We start from the raw sequence: 19,298 nt of genomic DNA, 5'->3' as shown, positions 1-19,298 counted from the left end.
GTTCCCGCGTTTCTCCGCCGGCCGGCCGTCAGGCCCTGGCGAGCACGACCGTGCTGTGCAGCTGCAGCGGTCCGCCCTGGCTGTGCACCAGCGCCGTCTCCGCTCCGGGGACCTGCCGCTCGTCGCACTCCCCCCACAGCTGCCGCACCGCCTCGATCGCGTGCGAGAGACCGGAGAAGCTGTGGCTGAACGACAGCCCGCCGCCGTGCGTGTTGGTGGGCAGTGACCCGCCCGGCTCGAGTGCCCCGTCGGCCACGAAGCCGGCCGCCTCGCCGCGCTTGCAGAAGCCGAGGTCCTCCAGCTCGCGCAGGACGGTGATCGTGAAGCAGTCGTAGAGCTCGGCCACGTCGACGTCCTCCGGACCGACCCCGGCCATGGCCATCGCCCGCGGGCCGGTGTGGCTCGCGCCCGACCGCAGCAGGTCGTGCTGGACGTCCTTGTACGCCCGCCGCGCGTACTCCTCCGCGCCGCCCGCGACCGTCACCACCGGCCGGCGGTCGTCCACCAGGTCGCGCCGGCTCAGCACCAGCGCACCCGCCCCGTCATTGACCAGGCAGCAGTCCAGCAGGTGCAGTGGCGAGGAGATCATCCGCGAGCCGAGCACGTCGTCCACCGTGATCGGCTTGCGCATGATCGCGGACTCGTTCATCGACGCCCACCGCCGGGTGCTCACGGCGATCCTGGCCAGGTCCTCGCTCGTGGTGCCGTACTCGTGCATGTGCCGCTGCGCGATCAGGGCGAACCAGGACGGCACGAGCGAGCCCCAGGCCACGTCGAACTCGCCGTGCGCGCTGGCCAGCCGCTGCACCGAGGCGGCCCGGCCGTCGGTCGTCCGGCTGCTGCCGCCGACCACGACCACGCGGTCGACCAGCCCCGCGCCGATGGCGCACGCCGCGTGCATGATCACCGCGCAGTGCCCGGCGGACGCGACGTCCACGGTGGAGAAGTAGCGCACCGGGTGGTCGAGGTACTCCGCCCAGAACCCGGCCCGCGCGTCGGCGGCGCTGAAGCTGTCCGAGCGCAGGCCGGCGACGCCGTCGACGTCGGCCGGGTCGAGGCCCGCGTCGGCGATCGCGCCGAACGCGGCCTCGAGGTAGAGGTCCTCGGCCAGCCGGCCGAGCGTGCCCTGCTCGGTGATGTACGCGCCCGAGACCGCGACGCGCGAGAGCAGGTCCCTGACCCGGGTGAAGTCTCCGTCAACAGCAGTGTCCACCATCAGCTCTCCTCGGCCGGCTCGAACCGGAACACGGTGAACTCGTCGGCGACGTCGTCGAACACGACGCGCACCTTCTGTCCGATGTAGACATCGTCGGGCGGGACGCCGACCACGTTGCTCAGCATCCGCACCCCGGTGCCGTCCAGCTCGACGATCGCGACCACGTAGGGCACGGCGTCGGCGAACGCGGGCGACGGGGGCCGGTGCACGGTGGTGTGGCTGTGCACCCGGCCGGTGCCCGCCACCTCCCGCCAGACCAGCTCGGTGGACCGGCAGGTCGTGCAGCGCAGTTTCGGGGCGTGCTGGTAGCCGCCGCACGCCGGGCAGTGCTGCAGCACGAGCCTGCGCTCGCGCAGCGCGTCCCAGAACGGTCTGGTGAGGTCGGACGGGACGGGCAGCGGCCGGCCTCGTTCATCCACGAGCGCCGTCATCGCAGCCTCAGCAGGATGTCGCACTTGTCCACAATGGATCCTTCGACGATGTTGCGGGCGACGAGCACGCAGCGCTTGTCGTGCACCGGCTCGGCCTGCTCCAGCTCGACCACCACGGCGGCACCCACTCGCATGGGGGCGAGGTGCCGGCAGGTGGACTCGGCGACCCAGCCGAGGGCGCCGAGGCACTCCTCCGCGCTCAGCGTCATCAGTGCCCAGCGGAAGCTGCCGTTGACGACCAGCTCGCCGAACCCGCTCGCGCGCGCCAGGTCGATGTTGTAATGGATGGGGTCGGACACGCCGACCGCCGCGCAGTAGAACGCCACCTGAGCCGCGGTGACCGGGCCCCACTCCACGCGGCAGAGCAGCCTGGGCGGCGGGTCGTCGGCGAGCAGGTCCTGCTCGGTCACGACGCCGCCGGTCGGGTAGGTCACCTTCATGACCGGTCACCGCCGGCCCGGTACACGGTGGTGCGGTAGAAGCGAACACACTCACCGTCCACATCGGACACCCGGCGGCGCACGGTCACCAGCACCAGGGTGCCGCTGCGACCCTCCTTGACCTCGACCGAGTCCAGCGTGGCGTCCACCCGCACGACATCGGAGACCCGGCATGGGCGGGTGACGACCATCCGCGCGCCGCCGTTGACGCCCTGGCCGAGGTCGAACCCGAGCGGTGCCTCGGGCCGGTTGTCCGTCGACAGGTCGCACCAGTTGCGCGGCAGCTGCCCGAGCCAGGCCGAGTGCACATCGGCGCGATCGGCCACCTCGGGCAGCAGGAACGCCTCGCGCAGCCGGTTGATCGTGGCGAGGTCGAGCGCCCGAGGCTCGCGGGTGTACACGGTGGACCCGACCGCCGCGGTGATCGTTCGCAGGGTGTCCTGGTCCATGGGGAACCGTCCTCGCGCAACGTCGGGCAAGATTTGATCAAATATTTGCTCACGAATGTGCGCATGTCAATACCGGGTCCGTATCGTGGAATCCGGGCGGTCAGCGCGCCGAGCAGCACGACCGCCCCGAACCGGTACGCCCGCGGTCCGGAGTGGTCCGGCGGTATCCCGCGTACTGGCTGTCCGTCGTGCTGGTCGCCGTGGTGCTGACGATCTGGCCGTACGTCGAGACGCCGGTCGGCTGGCCCGCCACATTGGTCAACCTGACCATGTTCCACAGGAGGCGTTCGACCGTCGAGTAACTCAAGCCGAGCACGGCCGGAACGTTCCGCCTCATCCCAGGGAAAGATCCGCATACGCTGGTCGGCGACAAGCCGTGGTTCGCTGGGAGTGTTCGAGGATGTCCCGCCGGGGTTGGGTTCTCGCCTCCCTCGTGACCGCCGGCGTGGTCACCGTCGGCGTGCTCGCCAGCGACCCGGTCTCGGACGACCACCGCATCGCGCGCCTCCAGGCCGACGTGAACGTGGACGACTCCGGCACGGTCCACGTCGTGGAGACGATCACCTACGACTTCGCCGACCAGCCGGGCCCCGGACTGGCCCGGACGCTGCCGGCCGCGGGCGAGATCGACGGGTACGGCAGGCGCGACTTCGGGCTCACCGGCAGGCATGCGTTCGAGATCTCCTACAGCTACCGGAGGCTGCTCGTCGACATGGGCGACCGGCTCGAGCTGTACCTCGACGTCGTCGGCACGGGTGGGAGCTGCCGATCGACCGGACGGTGGCGCACATCGACACGGCCGCGTCGGGGTCGGCGTGGTGCTGTGCCGGCGATGTCGGGTCCACTGAGGACTGCGCGGAGACCGAGCCGGCCACGCGCGGCGAGCCGCTCACCTACGCCAACGGCCGGCTCGACCCGGGTCAGGCGATGAGCGTGCGGATCTGGTTCGACCAGCCGACCTCGCTGCGCGCCTCCCCGGACCTACCGGGCGAGGGCGAGGACCGCGATCCGCCGGCGGTCGCCGTGTGGTTCGCCGAGCACCCGGTCTTGGCGATCGCGGCCATCGTCGGTCCATCATCGTCCCGGGCGGCGGCGTGCCGCTGACGATGGTGTTCTTCGAACGTCGGTACTTCCGCAAGCACGGGCGGCTGCGACCGAGTTCCGCGCACGGGCCGACCACACGTCGGCCACACGGTGGGTCTGGTACATCGGTCGGGGTGCGACAGGGACATGCGCTCGAGCGGTACCGCCGGGACGGCTACGCGATCTTCCGCGAGGTGATCGACGCCGGCCTCGTCGCGGAAGCCGGCGACCACGTCGACTGGCTCACCCGCCGGCACCCCGACGTGCGTCCCGAACAACTCGGCCACCTGCTGCTGCGTGACGACCCGTTCTGGCTCCGGCTGGTCGGCGACGACCGGCTGGTGGACATCGCCGAGCTGTTCGTCGGGCCGAACGTCGCGCTGTTCGCCTCCCACTACATCAGCAAGCCGCCGTACTCGGGTCAGCCCGTGCTCTGGCACCAGGACAGCGCGTTCTGGCCACTGGAGCCGATGGAGGTGGTCACCCTATGGCTGGCCGTCGACCACTCGACCCCGGAGAACGGCTGCGTGCGGCTGATCCCCGGCAGCCACACGATGGCCGTCGCCGCGATGCGGACCAACACCGAGGTCGACAACGTGCTCGGCAAGGAGATCGCGGTCGACGTCGACGAGTCGACGGCCGTGGACATGGTCCTCGCGCCGGGCGACGTCGAGGTGCACCACCCGAACATCGTGCACGGCAGCAGGGCGAACACGTCCGCGCACCGGCGCTGCGGCCTGACCATCAGGTACATCCCGACCTCGACCCGGATCACCGGGCCCGAACAGCCCTACCCCAGCGCGTTCTGGCTTCGCGGCGAGCGCGGTGTCAACTCCTACCAGCCGCCGCCCCGGTACGAGGCCGGCCGGCACTTCCCGTTCCGGGACGCGCCAGCCTGACCATCGCTCACCGCCGGCCGGGGAGGACCTGGGGGGCCCGGCGCCGGCTGGTGGCCGCACACCACGTTCGTGGCGAAACGCCGTCCGAACCTCACCGTGCTTGTTAGCGTGGGCCCGTGGCCGAGGAGGGGAAGCCGGGGCACCGCCGGACATGGGGTGCGCTCGTGGTCGGTGCCGTCCTGGTGGCCGTCGGCATCGCCTGGTGGTCGAGCGACGAGCCAGCGCGCGAGCGGGTCGAGGCCGTGGCCGGTGTCGTCGCAGTGGAGCCCGATCCGGCCCACTATCTCGTCGAGTTCGACGCGGGGCTCACCACCACCGAGTTCAGCCGCGCGCTGAAGCAGGTCATGTGGATTCTGGACGAGGACACGGAGGACACGAACCGTGCACCGGACGTCGTGGTGGCGAAGGTCGGCACGGTGGAGATCGCGGCGAACCTGACCTACGACTACGAGACAACGGCCGCGGTCATCAACACGATCAAACACCTCGACCCGGCCGACGTCGGCCCCTTGCTGGAGCCCGGCCCCGCCGACATCACACTGCGCGAGGGCGGCGACGTGCTCGGCTCGGCGCGAGCACTCGTCGACGGCCTGGCCGCCGCCGGAGTCGACACCCTCGACATCTTCGAGGGCCGCGTGCGGGTGCACCTGCCGAAGCTCGGGCCCGACGAGGACGCCCCCGAGGTCACCATCGACGACCTATCGATCCGCACCGCGCAGGAGCGGCTCGACACGCTCGCCCAGGCGATCCGGCGCTCGGACGGCACGCTCCTTCGGGCCGAGCTCGACGCGGACCAGCTGGACATCTCGGTGGAGGTGGCCCGTACCTCGGAGGTGGCGCCAACGTGGCGCACGCTCCTCGACGCCGCCGCTCCGCGGACGCCGAACCTCGTCGTCCGGTCGCCCGATCTCGAGATACACGGCAGCGGGGACCCGTCACGTGTCATCCGCTTCGCCGACGCGGTGATCGACGCGGGCGCGGAGATCGACTGGATGCACGCCGACGGCGGGAACGTCGACCTGTCGGTGGACGGAGTCGACGCGCTGAGCAACGTCGTGGAGCTGGCTCAGGACCGGGACAGGTGGCTCCTCCAACCCGACGCCCGGGTGGCGATCAGGCCGCCCGAGCCTGGATTCGACTACTGGATGCAGAGCACCGACATCCGGCAGCTGCGGAACAACCTGCCGCTGATCAAGGCGTTGTGGCAGGCCGGTTACGCCGCCGCGTACCAGTACCGCACGGATCTCGACGGCTACCACAGGCACGCGCTGTCGGTGGTGGAACGCCCGGGCGGCGACGCCGAGGGCGGGAAGACCACCGACACCCTGGTCCGGATCCTGCGGACCGGCCGGTGGCCGGGCACGATCCGGCTGGAGATCTTCGGCGACGGCCTGCAGGGCAACGCCATCGCGTTCTCCACGACCGCCACCGGACGCGCCCAGGACGTGGCCGACACCCGGGCCTCCGGCTACGGAGACTTCGTTCCCAAGTGGAACGCGACCGCACGCTAGAACTGTCCACGATGGACAGTGGGGTCACCGGACTTGGGTCTGGACCTCGGCGAGATCCTACCCACCCGCGCACTCCGACGTGGGGAATGGTGTCGTCCCGCCCGTCCGGCGGCGTAAGCGGAACGTTCCGCCGCGGCCGTCAGAACACCGGGTTCATCCGCGGCTGGGAACAGCCGCCCTGACCACCTCGCCGGACTGATTCGTTCTCGCGATCGCCGCCCGGCGGCTACCCTGCGAGTAGGGCCGGTACATCGCGACAGGCCCTCGGCACGTCCGAACGAGGACGGACCACACCCGTCCTGTCGGGCGAACCGAGAGATTGAGCGACCGCCTCCCGTGACCAACCTGATCATCACCGTCGCGTTGTGCGTGGCCGTCGCCATCGTCTACGCGACCGCGGCGCTCATCCAGGCCCGCCACGCCCATCTCACCGTGCCGGAGCTCATCCGCCTGCCGCTGCTGTGGCTGGCGCTCGGCCTCAACGGTCTCGGCGCCGCGCTGCACGTCACGTCTCTGGGTTTCGGCCCGCTCTCCCTGATCCAGCCACTCGGCGTGCTCACCCTCGTCATCGCCGTGCCGTTCGCGGCGGTGACGGCGCGACGGCGGATGACCCGGCTCGAGCTGAGCGGCATGACCAACACGGTGGTCGGCCTGGCCGGGCTCACGCTGATCGTCACCACGGCGGGCACCGGCGGGACGCTCGCCTCCGGTGAGCTCGTCACACTGCTCGCCGCCGCGGTCGTCCTCGTCACCGTCCTGGCGCTGCGAGGCCGGCGGCCGGGGGCGTCGACCCTGTGGGAGGCCGTCGCGGGCGGCGCGGCGTACGCGGTCTGCTCGGCCCTGTGCAAGACCGTCGTGGTGACCGTGGGCGACACCGGCATGGCGGCTCTCCTGCGCCCCATCATGATCGTCGCCGTCGTCTCCGTCGCCGTCCTCGCGATCGTCGCGACCGTGCTCACCCAGCGCTCGTACCGCAACGGGCTCGCCGCGCCACTGGCGGTGACCAACCTCGTGAACCCCGCCACCGCGACCACCATCGGGGTCGCGCTGCTGGGCGAGCACGTCGCCACCACGCCCGTCGAGATCGGCCTCGCCGCCGCCTGCGCCCTGCTCAGCGGCTTCGGGGTGGCCCAGCTCGCCCGCGCCCGCGACGCCGCGGTCCAGCTCGATGCCCCACCGCCGCGCAAGGAGATCCGCACGAGCGCGTGAGGCACCGCAACCGCAGACATCTGAAAAGGTGCCACTCGTAACTCTGTCCGGCTACTCGGACCTGAGCGCGCTATTCGTCAACCGCACGCTCGAGAAGTCGCCGCCGGAGCCCAGCCACACCCAGGGCCTCGCACCTGCTCAACGACGCCGGCCAGTACGCCTACTACGGCCGGGTCGGCGGCTGCCTCGTCACGGCAACCAGCGCAGCGAGTGGGACGCCGGCTGCCGGTTCGACTTCGCCAACCCCGACTACCGCTGGCGCCCGGTGGGTCGGGTCGGGTGGCCGGCGCGCTCGGTCACCGGGGCGCGCCGCCACCCGGGTAGGCGGCCTTGTCGGTGCCGGCCGGATGAGCTTGAGAGGATTCGGGCTGGTGTCCGCATCGAGCCTGCGTCGTGTCACGGACGTGACGGCGCCGGCCGGCGGGCGGCAGGGTGAAGACTGTCAGGTGGCGCCGTTTCGCGGCGCGCATCGTTGGTCGACGGGAGGGCTCGGTCGGGTGTTCAGTCGTGTCGCCATCGTCAACCGTGGTGAGGCCGCCATGCGGCTCATCCACGCCGTTCGGGACCTGTCCGCGCAGACCCGGACCCGGATCGAGACCATCGCGCTGCACACCGACGTCGACCGCACGGCCACGTTCGTGCGCGAGGCCGACATCGCCTACGACCTCGGGCCCGCTTCCGCGCGGCCGTACCTCGACCTGAAGGCGCTGGAGCGTGCTCTGGTCGAGACCGGGGCCGACGCGGCGTGGGTCGGCTGGGGCTTCGTCGCGGAGGACCCGGCGTTCGCGGAGCTGTGCGAGCGGATCGGGGTCACCTTCGTCGGTCCGAGCGCGGAGGCGATGCGCAAGCTCGGCGACAAGATCGGCGCGAAGCTGATCGCCGAGGAGGTCGGTGTGCCGGTCGCGCCGTGGAGCCGTGGCGCGGTGGAGACCGTGGCGGCCGCGGTGGAGGCGGCGAGCGAGATCGGCTACCCGCTGATGCTCAAGGCGACCGCGGGCGGCGGCGGGCGCGGCATCCGCGTCATCACCGACGAGGCCGAGCTCGTGGACGCCTTCGAGCGCACGAGCCAGGAGGCCGCGCGGGCGTTCGGCAGCGGCACCGTGTTCCTGGAGCGGCTGGTCACCGGCGCCCGGCACGTCGAGGTCCAGGTGATCGCGGACGGCATGGGCACCGCGTGGGCGCTCGGCGTCCGCGACTGCTCGGTGCAGCGGCGCAACCAGAAGGTCATCGAGGAGTCGGCGTCGCCGGTGCTCAGCCCGGTGCAGGCGGCGGAGCTCAAAGCGTCGGCGGAGCGGCTGGCCGTCACGGTCGGCTACCGCGGCGCGGCGACCGTCGAGTTCCTCTACCGCCCGGAGGACAAGCTGTTCGCGTTCCTCGAGGTCAACACGCGGCTGCAGGTCGAGCACCCGATCACCGAGGTGACCACCGGCTTCGACCTGGTCAAGGCGCAGCTGCACGTGGCGTCGGGTGGGCTTCTCGAAGGCGAGGCGCCGGTCGAGCGCGGGCACGCCATCGAGGCACGGCTCAACGCCGAGGACCCCGACCGCGACTTCGCCCCCTCTCCCGGCCGCATCGCCCGGCTGGACCTGCCCGCCGGGCCGGGCATCCGGGTGGACACCGGCGTCAGCGAGGGCGACACCATCCCCGCCGACTTCGACTCGATGATCGCGAAGATCATCGCCTACGGCCGCGACCGCGACGAGGTGCTCGGCAGGCTGCGCCGGGCCATGGCACAGACCACGGTGATCATCGAGGGCGGCGCGACGAACAAGAGCTTCGTGCTCGACCTGCTCGACCAGCCCGAGGTGATCGACGGCAGCGCGGACACCGGCTGGATCGACCGCGTCCGCGGCGAAGGCCGGCTCGTCTCGCACCAGCACACCGCGGTCGCGCTCGCCGCCGCCGCCATCGAGTCGTACGAGGAACAGGAACGCGCCGAGCGGCAGCGGCTGCTGTCGACGGCGTTCGGCGGGCGGCCCCAGGTGCAGCACGAGAGCGGCCACCCGCTGGACCTCAAGCTGCGCGGCGTCGGCTACCGCGTGCGCGTGGCACGCGTCGGCGCGCACCGGTTCCGCGTCGGCATCGAGGCGAGCGGCGACGCCGACGTATGCACGGCCGACGTGGAGCTGGACCGTTTCGACCGGCACACCGGGCAGATCCTCGTCAACGGCAGCCGCTACCGCCTGCTCACCGGCACGTACGGGCCGATCCACCTGGTGGAGGTGGACGGCGTGACGCACCGGGTCAGCCGCGACGAGGGCGGCGTGGTCCGCTCCCCCGCGCCCGCGCTGGTCGTCGCGACACCGCTGGAGGCCGGCGCCGAGGTCGAGGCGGGCGCGCCGGTGCTGGTGCTGGAGAGCATGAAGATGGAGACGGTGCTCCGGGCGCCGTTCAAGGCGCGGCTGAAGGAATGCGCCGTGTCGGTGGGCAGCCAGGTGGAGGCCGGAGCCCCGCTGCTGCGGCTGGAGCCGCTCGCCGACACCGAGGTCGAGGACGCCCCGGACCCAGGCGCGTCCGTCGAGCTGGACCTGCCCGCCGCTCCCGAGCGGCTCCCGGCGGCCGAGCGCGTCCGGCGCGGCCAGGACGACCTGCGCAGCCTGCTGCTGGGCTTCGACGTCGACCCGCACGACGAACGCCGAGTGCTCGGCGACTACCTCGCCGCGCGCCGGGCGGCCACCGACGACGGCCACCGGCCGCTGGCCGAGGAGCTCGCGCTCGTCGACGTGTTCGCCGACCTCGCCGAGCTGAGCCGCAACCGGCCGACCGGCGAGGCCGTCGGTGACGAGCACGTGCACAGCCCCCGCGAGCTGTTCCACGTCTACCTGCAGAGCCTCGACGTCGAGCGGGCCGGCCTGCCCGAGGCGTTCCAGGCCAAGCTCGCCAAGGCACTCGGCCACTACGGCGTGACCGAGCTAGCGCGCACGCCCGAGCTCGAGGCCGCGGTGTTCCGGATCTTCCTCGCCCAGCAAGGCGCGTCCGCCGACGCCATGGTCGTCGCGACGCTGCTGCGCGGGTGGCTGCGGGAGCCGCCGCCGGGCGAGGAGCTGCACGAGTCCGTCGGCCTCGCGCTGGAACGGCTGGTGGCCGCGACGCAGGTCCGCTTCCCCGTGGTCTCCGACCTCGCCCGCGGCGTGGTGTTCGCGTGGTTCGGCCAGCCGCTGCTGCGCCGCAACCGCGCCCGCGTGTACGCCGACGTCCGCAAGCACCTGCGCTACCTCGACGAGCACCCGGACGCGCCGGACCGCGCCGGGCGCATCGCCGAGATGGTACGCAGCACCGAGCCGCTGGTGCGGCTGCTCGGCCAGCGGCTCGTTCGCGGCGCCCCGGACAACTCGCTGGACAACTCGGTGATGCTGGAGGTGCTGACCCGGCGGTACTACGGCAACAAGGGTCTCACCGGAGTCCGCACCAGCGAGGTCTCCGGCTGCCGGTTCGTGGTCGCCGAGCTCGCGGGGGCGCGGCTGGTGGCCGCCGCGGTGGGGTTCGAGACACTGGGCGACGCCCTGCGCGGGCTCGCCGAGCTGGCGAGCGGCCAGGAGTCCATCGACGCCGACATCTACCTCGCGTGGGAGGGGCAGCCCGAGGACTCCGACGCGATGGCCGCCGCCCTGCACGAGGTCGTCGTCGCGCACCCGCTGCCGAGCCAGGTCCGCCGGCTGACCGCCACCGTCGCGGGCAGCGGCGGCGCGGTGATGCACGACCACTTCACCTTCCGCCCGTCGACCACGGGGATGGCCGAGGAGCGCCTGATCCGCGGCCTGCACCCGTTCATCGCGCAGCGGATGCAGCTGGAGCGGCTGCGCAAGTTCGACCTGACCCGGCTGCCGTCGGCCGACGAGGAGGTCTACCTCTTCCGGTGCGTGGCGCGGGAGAACCCGTCGGACGACCGGCTCGTCGCGTTCGCCCAGGTGCGGAACCTGACCGAGCTGCGCGAGCACGACGGCAGGCTGGTCGCGCTGCCCGCGGCCGAGGACATCATCGCGACCTGCCTCGACTCGATGCGTCGCGCGCAGTCGCGCCGGACGGTGAAGAACCGCTTCCCCACCAACCGGATCGTGGTCTACGTCTGGCCGCCGAGCAACATCACCCGCGCCGAGCTGGAGACGATCGCCGACCGCGTGCTGCCGACGACCGCCGGCGCGGGGCTCGAGGAGATCCTGTTCATCGCGCGGCAGCGTGACCGGAGGACCGGCGAGCTGACCAAGGTCGCCGTGCGCATCTCGTTCGACGCCACCGGTGGCACCGAGCTGACCGTCGGCGAGCCGTCGGACGAGACGATCGAGCCGCTCGACGACTACCGGCAGAAGGTGCTGCGCGCGAGCAGCCGCAACACGGTGTACCCGTACGAGCTGACCGGGCTGCTCGGCGACTTCGTCGAACACGACCTCGCCCGCGACGACTCGGGGAACCACGCGCTGGTACCGGTCGACCGGCCGAAGGGCCGCAACACCGCGGCGATCGTCGCGGGCGTCGTCACCACCCCGACCAAGCGGCACCCGCAGGGCGTCACCAGGGTCGTGCTGCTCGGCGACCCGACGAAGTCGCTCGGCGCGCTGTCGGAGCCGGAGTGCCGCCGCGTGATCGCCGCGCTGGACCTGGCGGAGCGGATGCGGGTACCGCTGGAGTGGTACGCGCTGTCCGCCGGCGCGCGGATCTCCATGGAGTCCGGCACGGAGAACATGGACTGGGTGGCCGCGGCGCTGAAGCGGATCGTCGAGTACACCCAGGACGGTGGCGAGATCAACATCGTGGTCGCGGGCATCAACGTCGGCGCGCAGCCGTACTGGAACGCCGAGGCGACCATGCTCATGCACACCAAGGGCATCCTGGTGATGACGCCGGACTCGGCGATGGTGCTCACCGGCAAGCAGTCCCTCGACTTCTCCGGCGGCGTGTCGGCCGAGGACAACTTCGGCATCGGCGGCTACGACCGGGTGATGGGGCCGAACGGGCAGGCGCAGTACTGGGCGCCGAACCTGCAGGCCGCCCGGGACGTGCTGATGTCCTACTACGACCACTCCTACGTCGCACCCGGCGAGGAGGCGCCGCGGCGGGCGAAGACGACCGACCCGATCGACCGCGACATCACCGGCTTCCCCCACGACTCGGCCGGTAGCGACTTCACCACCGTCGGCGAGATCTTCTCCGCCGAGGCCAACCCGGACCGCAAGAAGCCGTTCGACATCCGGACCGTGATGCGGGCGCTGTCCGACCAGGACCACCCGGTGCTGGAACGCTGGGCGGGCATGGCCGACGCGCAGACCGCCGTGGTGGCGGACGTGCATCTCGGCGGCACGCCGGTGTGCCTGCTCGGCATCGAGTCACGGTCGGTGCCGCGGCGTGGCTTCCCGCCGACCGACGGCCCGGACACCTACACCGCGGGCACGCTGTTCCCGTGGTCGTCGAAGAAGGCCGCGCGGGCGATCAACGCGGCCAGCGGCAACCGGCCGCTGGTGGTGCTGGCGAACCTGTCGGGCTTCGACGGCTCGCCGGAGTCGATGCGCAAGCTGCAGCTGGAGTACGGGGCAGAGATCGGCCGGGCGATCGTGAACTTCCGCGGGCCCATCGTGTTCTGCGTGATCTCGCGGTACCACGGTGGCGCGTTCGTGGTGTTCTCGAAGGCGCTGAACCCGAACATGACCGTGCTCGCGCTCGAAGGCTCGTTCGCCTCGGTGCTCGGGGGCGCCCCGGCCGCCGCCGTGGTGTTCTCGGGTGACGTGAACGCCCGCACCGCGGCCGACCCGCGCGTGCGGGAACTGGAGGCCCGGGTCGCGGCGGCCACCGGCGCCGACCGAGCCGCGCTGTCGGCGGAGCACGACGAGCTGCGCTCGGCGGTCCGCGCGGAGAAGCTCGGCGAGGTCGCCACGGAGTTCGACCGCAAGCACGACATCCGGCGCGCGGTCGAGGTCGGCTCCGTCGACGCCGTCATCCGCGCCGCGGACATGCGCCCCCGGATCATCGAGGCCATCGAGTCGCGCCCGCGTTAGCCCCGGCCGCCTCACCGAGGCAGCCCTGCGGCCGTCGCGGGGACGCCCGTGAGATGCTCAACGCTGCGTGGCGGCCGGCTGGCGAAAGGGCAACGAGGGTGACCACCTGGATCGACGTGATCAACTACGTCCGTACCCGGTACGAAGTGCTGGAGGAGACGGACGGCTGGCTGCGCTTTCGGCTCGACGCGGAAGAGGGCCGCACCCAGCAGGTGACGGTCCATCACGTGTCCGCCGACGACGACGCCGACGGCGTGGCGTGGGTCGAGATCTCCTCGGCGGTGGGCCGTGCCGACGAGATCGACCCGTGGCGTCTGCTCGAGCTCGCCGGCGCCTCGCTCGTCGGTGGCGCGGCGGTCGTGGACGGCGTCGCGCTGCTCAAGCACACCGTGCCGCTGGCGGACCTGAGCGTCCGCGAGGAGTTCGAACGCCCGCTCAGTCTCCTCGTCGCCCGCGCCGACGCCCTCGAACGCGAGCTCACCAAGTCCGACGAGTTCTGACCGGGACCCGGACGCCGCCTCGACCGTTCGGCCTCGGGCTCGGTTCCGGGCTCAGCCTCCGCCGGAGGGCGGATCGCAGGCCGGGGGCTGGCAGAGCATGCGGGACAGCGCCGCGTAGAACACCTCGCCGATGCGGGCGGGGTTCGGCGCGGTGAACGCCTGCCCGCCGGTCGCCTTGGCGATGGCGGTCAGCTCGGCCCGGTCGGCGTCCGGTCCGATGCCGATGCCGACGATCGCCAGGGGGCGGCGAGGGTCCCGCAGCTTCCCCAACTCGGCCAGCAGCTGGCGACGGGTGATGTCGCTGGCGTTGTCGTCCTGGCCGTCGGTCAGCACGACCACGGTGTTGATCCGGCCGGGCTCCCAGTGCCGGTGGGCGTCACGGTAGGCGGCGAGCACCGTGTCGTAGAGGGCCGTGTTGCCGCTGGGCAGTGCCTGCACCGAGCGGAGCGTGTCCAGCGCGCCGGCGGCCAGCTGCTCGCTGACCGTGCGCACCGGCAGCAGCTGCCGGTAGTCGCGTTCGCCGTCTATTCGGGTGGAGAACAGCCACAGGCCGAGCTTGGTCGTCGGTTTGAACAGGCCGATACCGCGGGTGGCCGCGTCGACGGTGACCGCCATCCGGGTCCGTGCGGTGCCCGGCACCGGCTCGTTCATCGACCCGGACACGTCCAGCAGCACCTGCAGCCGCCCGCTCAGGTTCACCGCGGCCCACGAGTTCAGCGTCTCGTCGATCCCGCCGGGCCACGGCTGCGGGCGCCTCGCCAGCGCGGAGCTGCGCCGATCGCCGGACCGGTCCCGAAGGACGGTCCCCTCCGGCGTACGGAAGCCGGCGTCGGCGAACACCGACGCGCTGTCCCGGCCGGTCAAGGTGCCCAGGAAACGCTCGGCGGCGTCCCGGGTCGCGTCCGGCGCCCGCGGCAACACCACGAACGGATAGTCCAACGCCGGCACCGCCGGGTCGGCGTACGCCGCGACGAGCGACGACTGGCTCTGCCGCGCGTTGTGCCGCAGCACCGCGTTCTCCGAGGTGGGGAACCCGTCCAACGGTTCGGCGGCGGTGAGTGTGCCCGGCAGCCGGGTGAACAGGTCCGACGCCGCCGACACCGTGTTCGCCGACAACCTGCGCAACGCCGCCACCTTGGCCGCACCCGGATCGTCCGCGCCCGCGACCAGCTCGTCCACCCCCAGCAGCGCGGCCGCTCCGGTCGGGTCGCGTGCCGGATCGGCGATGCCGATCGTGAGCCGGGTCGCGGACGGCCCGATCACCTGCGACCAGTCGAGCGTGCGCCGCGGCCACCCCAACCGGTTCGCGGCGTCCTCGGTCAGCGCCAGCACCACCGGCGAGGTCGCGATCGACGTCCCCTGCACCGGCGTGTTCCACGCCCCCGCGTCCTGCGCGCGCCGCAGCCACATGGTCGACTCGGGCACCCACACGTCCGGCCGCTCCGTGCCGTCCGACACCACCAGCGACTCCGCGACCGCCGCGGACTCGCGAGCCGCCACGCTGACCCGGTAGCACCCCGCGTCAGCCTGTTCGGACACGCGCCGCCCCACCTGCGCGACGGCGGGCGCGATGTCCGGAGCGGCCACCACCGCGACACGCGTCGTCGAGTCACAGTCCGAGGCCTGCAGCCGGTCACGAAGGAAGTCGAAGGCGAACCACCCGACCAGGGCGACGACGAGCAACACGCCGAGCGCGATCACGGGCGGCCGGACACCGTGCCGAGCACCGGGTCGACCGCCAGGCCGAGTGGTCGACGAATGACGCCCCATCGCCACCATCCTCCGTGACACGGACGAGGTAGTGCGGCCCGCGACGAGATCGACCACCGCGCCGCCGGACCGTTCACCGGGTCGCTCATCATCGAACCAGAAGTCAGGTCGATTCGATGCGAAACTTCCCCGCACAGACCGCTGGGAGGCCGAGTACGCGGGCTCAGCCGAAGGTGAGGCTGGTCAGGATCGTGTCGCTGTCCGCCGGGGAGACCTGGTCGGTGAACACGAACCGCACCGCGGTCGCCTCGGCGACGACGACCGTCATGCGTGTTCCGTCCGCCGTGCAGGATGCCGCGGTGCCGGCCGGCACGGTGTGCTCGCGCGGTTCGTCCGCGCAGGAGAACAGCCGCGTCAGGTCGGCTTTCGGGTCCGCCGCCACCGGTGTCTCGCTGCCCACCGTCAGCCGCTGCTGACCGGACGCCGTGAACCGGTACACCGGCCCGGCGTCGGCCTTGTCCCAGTCCGGCGGCACCGTGTAGCGCACCGACCCGGGACCGTCGACGGCGACCCAGCCGGGCGGCGCCTCCCCACCGGTCGGCTGGGTCCCGTCGGGCAGGAACACGGCGGCGGTCACGCCACCCGCGGCCACGAGGGCGACGGCACCGACACCCGCCACCCACCGGCCACGTCCCCGAGCCCGCCGCGGCGGGGCGCCGGCCAGCCGGACCGTCGACCGGGCCGGACGCAGCGCTGCGTCCAGGGCGGCCACGAACTCGGTCACCGTCCGATAGCGAGCGTCCGGCTGCTTCGCCATCGCCTTGCCCAGCACCGCGTCCAGCGCCGGCGAGCCGGTCGGCGGGGGCGGCTCGGCCTGGTGCGCCAGCAGCACCGCGAACATGTCGTCACCGGCGAACGGACACCGCCCGGTGATCGCCTGGTACGCCACGCACGCCAGCGAGTACTGGTCGGCGGCCGGCCCGACCCGCCCCGCCCCGGCCTGCTCCGGAGCCATGTAGTGGGGCGTGCCGATCGTCGCCGTGGTCGTCGCGCCCGGCAGCCGGACCGACACCGCGATGCCGAAGTCGCCGAGCCAGGCCCGCCCCGGATCACCTTGTTCCAGCAGGATGTTCGCCGGTTTGACGTCACGATGGATCACGCCCCTGGCATGCGCGTGGTCCAGCGCGGGGCCGATCCGGTGCAGCAGCGCGAGCAGCTCGGGAGTGGACAGTGGACCTCGGGCGAGCATCCGGTCGAGCGCGACCCCGTCGATGATCCGCATGGCCAGGAAGTGGAACCCGTCGGACTCGCCGGCGTGGTAGACGTCGACGATCGCCGGGTGGTCCAGAGCCGCCGCGCTGCGCCCTTCGCGGTCGAACCGGCGGGCGGCGTCGGGGTTGCGGGCCACCGCCGGGTCGAGCACCTTCAGCGCCACGGGACGGTCCAGCGAGAGCTGGTGAGCCTGGAACACCCAGCCGTACGCCCCGTGGCCGAGCAGCGTGCCGACCCGGTAGCCGGCGAGCGTGCGACCGGTCAGATCCAGTGCGACCACCGGGATATCCTAGGCGGGTGGCGCGGCGTCCGAGGTTTTCCTCCGCACTGCGCCGACCCCGGCTGCTGACCGCGTGCCGGGCGCCGTGCGTGGTGCTGACCGCGCCCGCCGGTGGGGGCAAGACGGTCCTGGCCGCGCAGCTGGCCGACGCCGTGCCGGACGGAACCCGCGCGGTGTGGTTGCGTCCGCCGGCCCCGGGGACCACGGCCGGCGCCCTGGTCACGCAGGCCCGCCTGCAGTGTGCGGCGGACCCACCCGCGCCGGCGGCCGATCCGGCCGTGCTCGCCGAGTCGCTGCTGGAAGCCCTGGCCGGGCAGCCGTTCCTGCTCGTACTCGACGACGCCGACCGTGCCGACCCGGCCGAGCTGGCACGCTGGCTCGCCGAGACCGTCCCGCTGCTGGACGCCGGCAGCTCGGTCGTCGTCTGCGCCCGGGACCGTCCGGCCGGCCTGGTCGGCCGGCTGGGCACCGCGACCCAGCTGGTGGACGCCGCGACGCTCGCGTTCACCGTCGACGAGATCGGTGGGCTGCTCGGTCCCGAGCACGCGCGGGCGGTGCACGCGGCCACGGGTGGCTGGCCGGCGGCGGTCGCGGTCGCCGCGGCCCAGGGCGTGGGGACCGGCGCGGCCGTCCCCCCGGCGTTGACCGAGGCACTGCACGCCGTGCTGGCCGACGATCCGGGCTGCCGGGCCGCGCTGGACGTGCTCGCTCTCGCCCCCGCGGTGCCCGCGGCGGCGTTCGCCCGGCTCGGCTGGCCGGACGCACCGGCCCGGCTGGTCGAGCGGACTCCGTTGGTACAGCGGGAAGGCGAGCTGGTCCGGCTCGCCGAGCCCGCCCAGTCGGCGTGGCTGGCGGCCGGCGCCTCGGCCACGCCGGCGACCAGGGTGGCACTGGCCGACGCGCTGGCCGACGACGACCCGGCGACCGCCGTGGACCTCCTGCTCGACGCCGGCCGGCCGGAGCGGGCGACCGAGGTGCTCGCCGGGGCGGTGGGCCGGCTGCCGGTGTCGTGGGTCCGTCCCCGGCTGTACCGGCTGCCCGCGGCGTTGCGCCGGTCGCTGCCGCCGGCGTTGTCGGCGGTGGCGGCGACCGTCGACCTCGGCTCGGCGATCGCCTACGCCGAGCGGGCACTGGGTCAGGCGGGCACGTCGCACGAGCAGGCCGCGGCCCGGTTCGCGCTCGGCTCCGCCTTGGCGCACAGCGGGGAGCTGGAGGCCGCGGCCGGCGAGCTGGCCGCGGCCCGGCGCCTGGCGAGCCACCCGGAGCTGGCCAGGTCCGTGGACTCCTGGCTGGGTCTGGTCCGGCTGTGGCTCGGTGACCTCTCGGGTGCCGAGGCGGCGGCCGGTGCGGCCCGGCGCGGCTCGGCGCTCGCCAACTGGGTGCTGGGCGAGTGCGCGCTGGAGCGGGGTGACCTCGCCGCGGCCCGGGCGGCCGGAGAGCGGGCCGGGACCGGTACGGACCTCGGCCCCTCCGTCGGGCAGGCGTTGCGGGTTCGGGTCGCGTTGTGGGAAGCCGGGCGAGCGGTGCCGGGCAGTCCCGCGGCGACGCTGGCTCAGCGGGCGTACCACGACGCGGTCAGCCGTGGCGGGCTCGAGCTGTTGGCCGCGGCGGGAGTCCATGCCTGGTTCCTGCTCGCCGCGGGCCGGGTGGACGAGGCGGCGGCCGTCGCCGACACGCTGCGCCGGGTCGTCGGCCGGCAGGACGCGGCGAGCCGGCTGCAGGCGGCCCTGATCCGGCTGTCCGTGGCCAGGTCACGCGCCGACGCCGCGGGGGCCGAGCGGGCGGGTGCCGAGGTTTCCGCGCTGCGCCGGCAGGGTTTCGCGCTGCTGGAGGCGCAGGCGCGGCGGTTCGCGCCCGGTCTCGCCGGTGCGGCGCGCGAGCTGCGGGTACGGCTGGTCGGCGAGGTCGCGATCGAGCTGCCCGACCGGACCCTGTCGACGGAGCGGTGGCGCAGCCGCAAGGCACGGGAGGCACTGCTCGCGCTGGCGGCGGCCGGGCCCGGTGGGATCCGCCGGGACGAGCTGGTGGAGGCGTTGTGGCCGGGACGCGAGCCGGGCCGTGGTCGCACCCTGTTGCGTACGGCCCTGGCCGAGGTGCGCCGGGTGCTCGAACCCGACCGGCCGCCGGGTGAGCCGTCCGCGTACCTGCACGCCGACCGGGAGCGGGTGCGCGTGGTGGCTCGGGTGGACCTGCTCGACGCGCGGGCGCACGCCGCCGCCGGCCGGCTGGACGCGGCGTTGTCGTTGCTAGGCGGTGAGGTCGCGGCCGGCGAACCCGACCTGGGCGCCCTGGCGCGGGCCCGGGCCGAGGC

At 73.1% G+C, this 19,298-nt stretch carries 15 protein-coding genes; 9 read left to right on the top strand and 6 right to left on the bottom strand.

Going from position 1 to position 19,298, the window contains the following annotated elements; translation table 11 throughout:
- Window positions 1-28: 28 nt before the first annotated feature.
- Genes ACRDTB_RS03395 through ACRDTB_RS03380 form a run of 4 tightly spaced genes read right to left on the bottom strand, consistent with a single transcriptional unit; the run spans window position 29 to window position 2,536 of the window.
- Complete coding sequence (locus tag ACRDTB_RS03395; protein ID WP_431428415.1) at window positions 29-1,216, bottom strand: thiolase family protein; 1,188 nt, start codon at window positions 1,214-1,216, stop codon at window positions 29-31.
- Window positions 1,216-1,647 (bottom strand): Zn-ribbon domain-containing OB-fold protein, encoded by a 432-nt coding sequence (locus tag ACRDTB_RS03390; protein ID WP_431428414.1) that lies wholly within the window; start codon window positions 1,645-1,647, stop codon window positions 1,216-1,218. Before ACRDTB_RS03390 ends, ACRDTB_RS03395 begins: the two co-directional genes overlap by 1 nt.
- Window positions 1,644-2,087, bottom strand: coding sequence for a MaoC family dehydratase (locus tag ACRDTB_RS03385; RefSeq protein ID WP_431428413.1), 444 nt, complete (start codon window positions 2,085-2,087; stop codon window positions 1,644-1,646). The genes ACRDTB_RS03390 and ACRDTB_RS03385 overlap by 4 nt, the downstream gene beginning before the upstream one ends.
- Window positions 2,084-2,536 carry an FAS1-like dehydratase domain-containing protein gene (locus ACRDTB_RS03380; protein ID WP_431428412.1) on the bottom strand — a complete coding sequence of 151 codons (453 nt, stop codon included), beginning with the start codon at window positions 2,534-2,536 and terminating at the stop codon, window positions 2,084-2,086. Before ACRDTB_RS03380 ends, ACRDTB_RS03385 begins: the two co-directional genes overlap by 4 nt.
- A 152-nt stretch (window positions 2,537-2,688) precedes the next feature.
- On the opposite strand from ACRDTB_RS03380, the gene ACRDTB_RS03375 reads away from it, so the two are divergent.
- The 8 genes from ACRDTB_RS03375 to ACRDTB_RS03340 all read left to right on the top strand — a co-directional run bounded on the left by ACRDTB_RS03375 (window position 2,689) and on the right by ACRDTB_RS03340 (window position 13,725).
- Window positions 2,689-2,838, top strand: a complete 150-nt coding sequence (locus ACRDTB_RS03375) for a hypothetical protein (protein ID WP_431428411.1) — start codon at window positions 2,689-2,691, stop codon at window positions 2,836-2,838.
- Window positions 2,839-2,936: 98 nt separating this feature from the next.
- Window positions 2,937-3,467, top strand: coding sequence for a DUF2207 domain-containing protein (locus ACRDTB_RS03370; RefSeq protein WP_431428410.1), 531 nt, complete (start codon window positions 2,937-2,939; stop codon window positions 3,465-3,467).
- A complete protein-coding gene (locus ACRDTB_RS03365; RefSeq protein WP_431428409.1) occupies window positions 3,464-3,640 on the top strand; it encodes a hypothetical protein in 177 nt (58 codons plus the stop codon). The genes ACRDTB_RS03370 and ACRDTB_RS03365 overlap by 4 nt, the downstream gene beginning before the upstream one ends.
- Before the next feature lie 113 nt (window positions 3,641-3,753).
- Window positions 3,754-4,518, top strand: coding sequence for a phytanoyl-CoA dioxygenase family protein (locus tag ACRDTB_RS03360; RefSeq protein WP_431428408.1), 765 nt, complete (start codon window positions 3,754-3,756; stop codon window positions 4,516-4,518).
- 116 nt (window positions 4,519-4,634) lie between these two features.
- Window positions 4,635-6,029, top strand: coding sequence for a hypothetical protein (locus ACRDTB_RS03355; RefSeq protein ID WP_431428407.1), 1,395 nt, complete (start codon window positions 4,635-4,637; stop codon window positions 6,027-6,029).
- A gap of 336 nt (window positions 6,030-6,365) precedes the next feature.
- The gene (locus ACRDTB_RS03350; RefSeq protein WP_431428406.1) at window positions 6,366-7,238 is read left to right on the top strand and encodes a hypothetical protein; all 873 of its coding nucleotides are present in this window, start codon (window positions 6,366-6,368) and stop codon (window positions 7,236-7,238) included.
- A 497-nt stretch (window positions 7,239-7,735) separates the two neighbouring features.
- The gene (locus tag ACRDTB_RS03345; RefSeq protein ID WP_431428405.1) at window positions 7,736-13,225 is read left to right on the top strand and encodes a carboxyl transferase domain-containing protein; all 5,490 of its coding nucleotides are present in this window, start codon (window positions 7,736-7,738) and stop codon (window positions 13,223-13,225) included.
- A gap of 98 nt (window positions 13,226-13,323) precedes the next feature.
- The gene (locus ACRDTB_RS03340; protein ID WP_431428404.1) at window positions 13,324-13,725 is read left to right on the top strand and encodes a hypothetical protein; all 402 of its coding nucleotides are present in this window, start codon (window positions 13,324-13,326) and stop codon (window positions 13,723-13,725) included.
- A 51-nt stretch (window positions 13,726-13,776) separates the two neighbouring features.
- Here the strand turns inward: ACRDTB_RS03340 and ACRDTB_RS03335 are convergent, their stop codons facing one another.
- Window positions 13,777-15,426, bottom strand: coding sequence for a substrate-binding and VWA domain-containing protein (locus ACRDTB_RS03335; protein ID WP_431428403.1), 1,650 nt, complete (start codon window positions 15,424-15,426; stop codon window positions 13,777-13,779).
- Between the two features lie 232 nt (window positions 15,427-15,658).
- On the bottom strand, window positions 15,659-16,987 hold the full coding sequence (locus tag ACRDTB_RS03330; RefSeq protein ID WP_431428402.1) for a serine/threonine-protein kinase: 1,329 nt from the start codon (window positions 16,985-16,987) through the stop codon (window positions 15,659-15,661).
- A 17-nt stretch (window positions 16,988-17,004) separates the two neighbouring features.
- On the opposite strand from ACRDTB_RS03330, the gene ACRDTB_RS03325 reads away from it, so the two are divergent.
- The coding region (locus ACRDTB_RS03325; protein ID WP_431428401.1) for an AAA family ATPase at window positions 17,005-19,298 on the top strand (2,294 nt) is incomplete at its 3' end.

The sequence above is a fragment of the Actinophytocola sp. genome (assembly GCF_050699935.1).
Lineage (GTDB): Bacteria > Actinomycetota > Actinomycetes > Mycobacteriales > Pseudonocardiaceae > Actinophytocola.
This window is presented reverse-complemented; position numbering and strand designations above follow the sequence as displayed.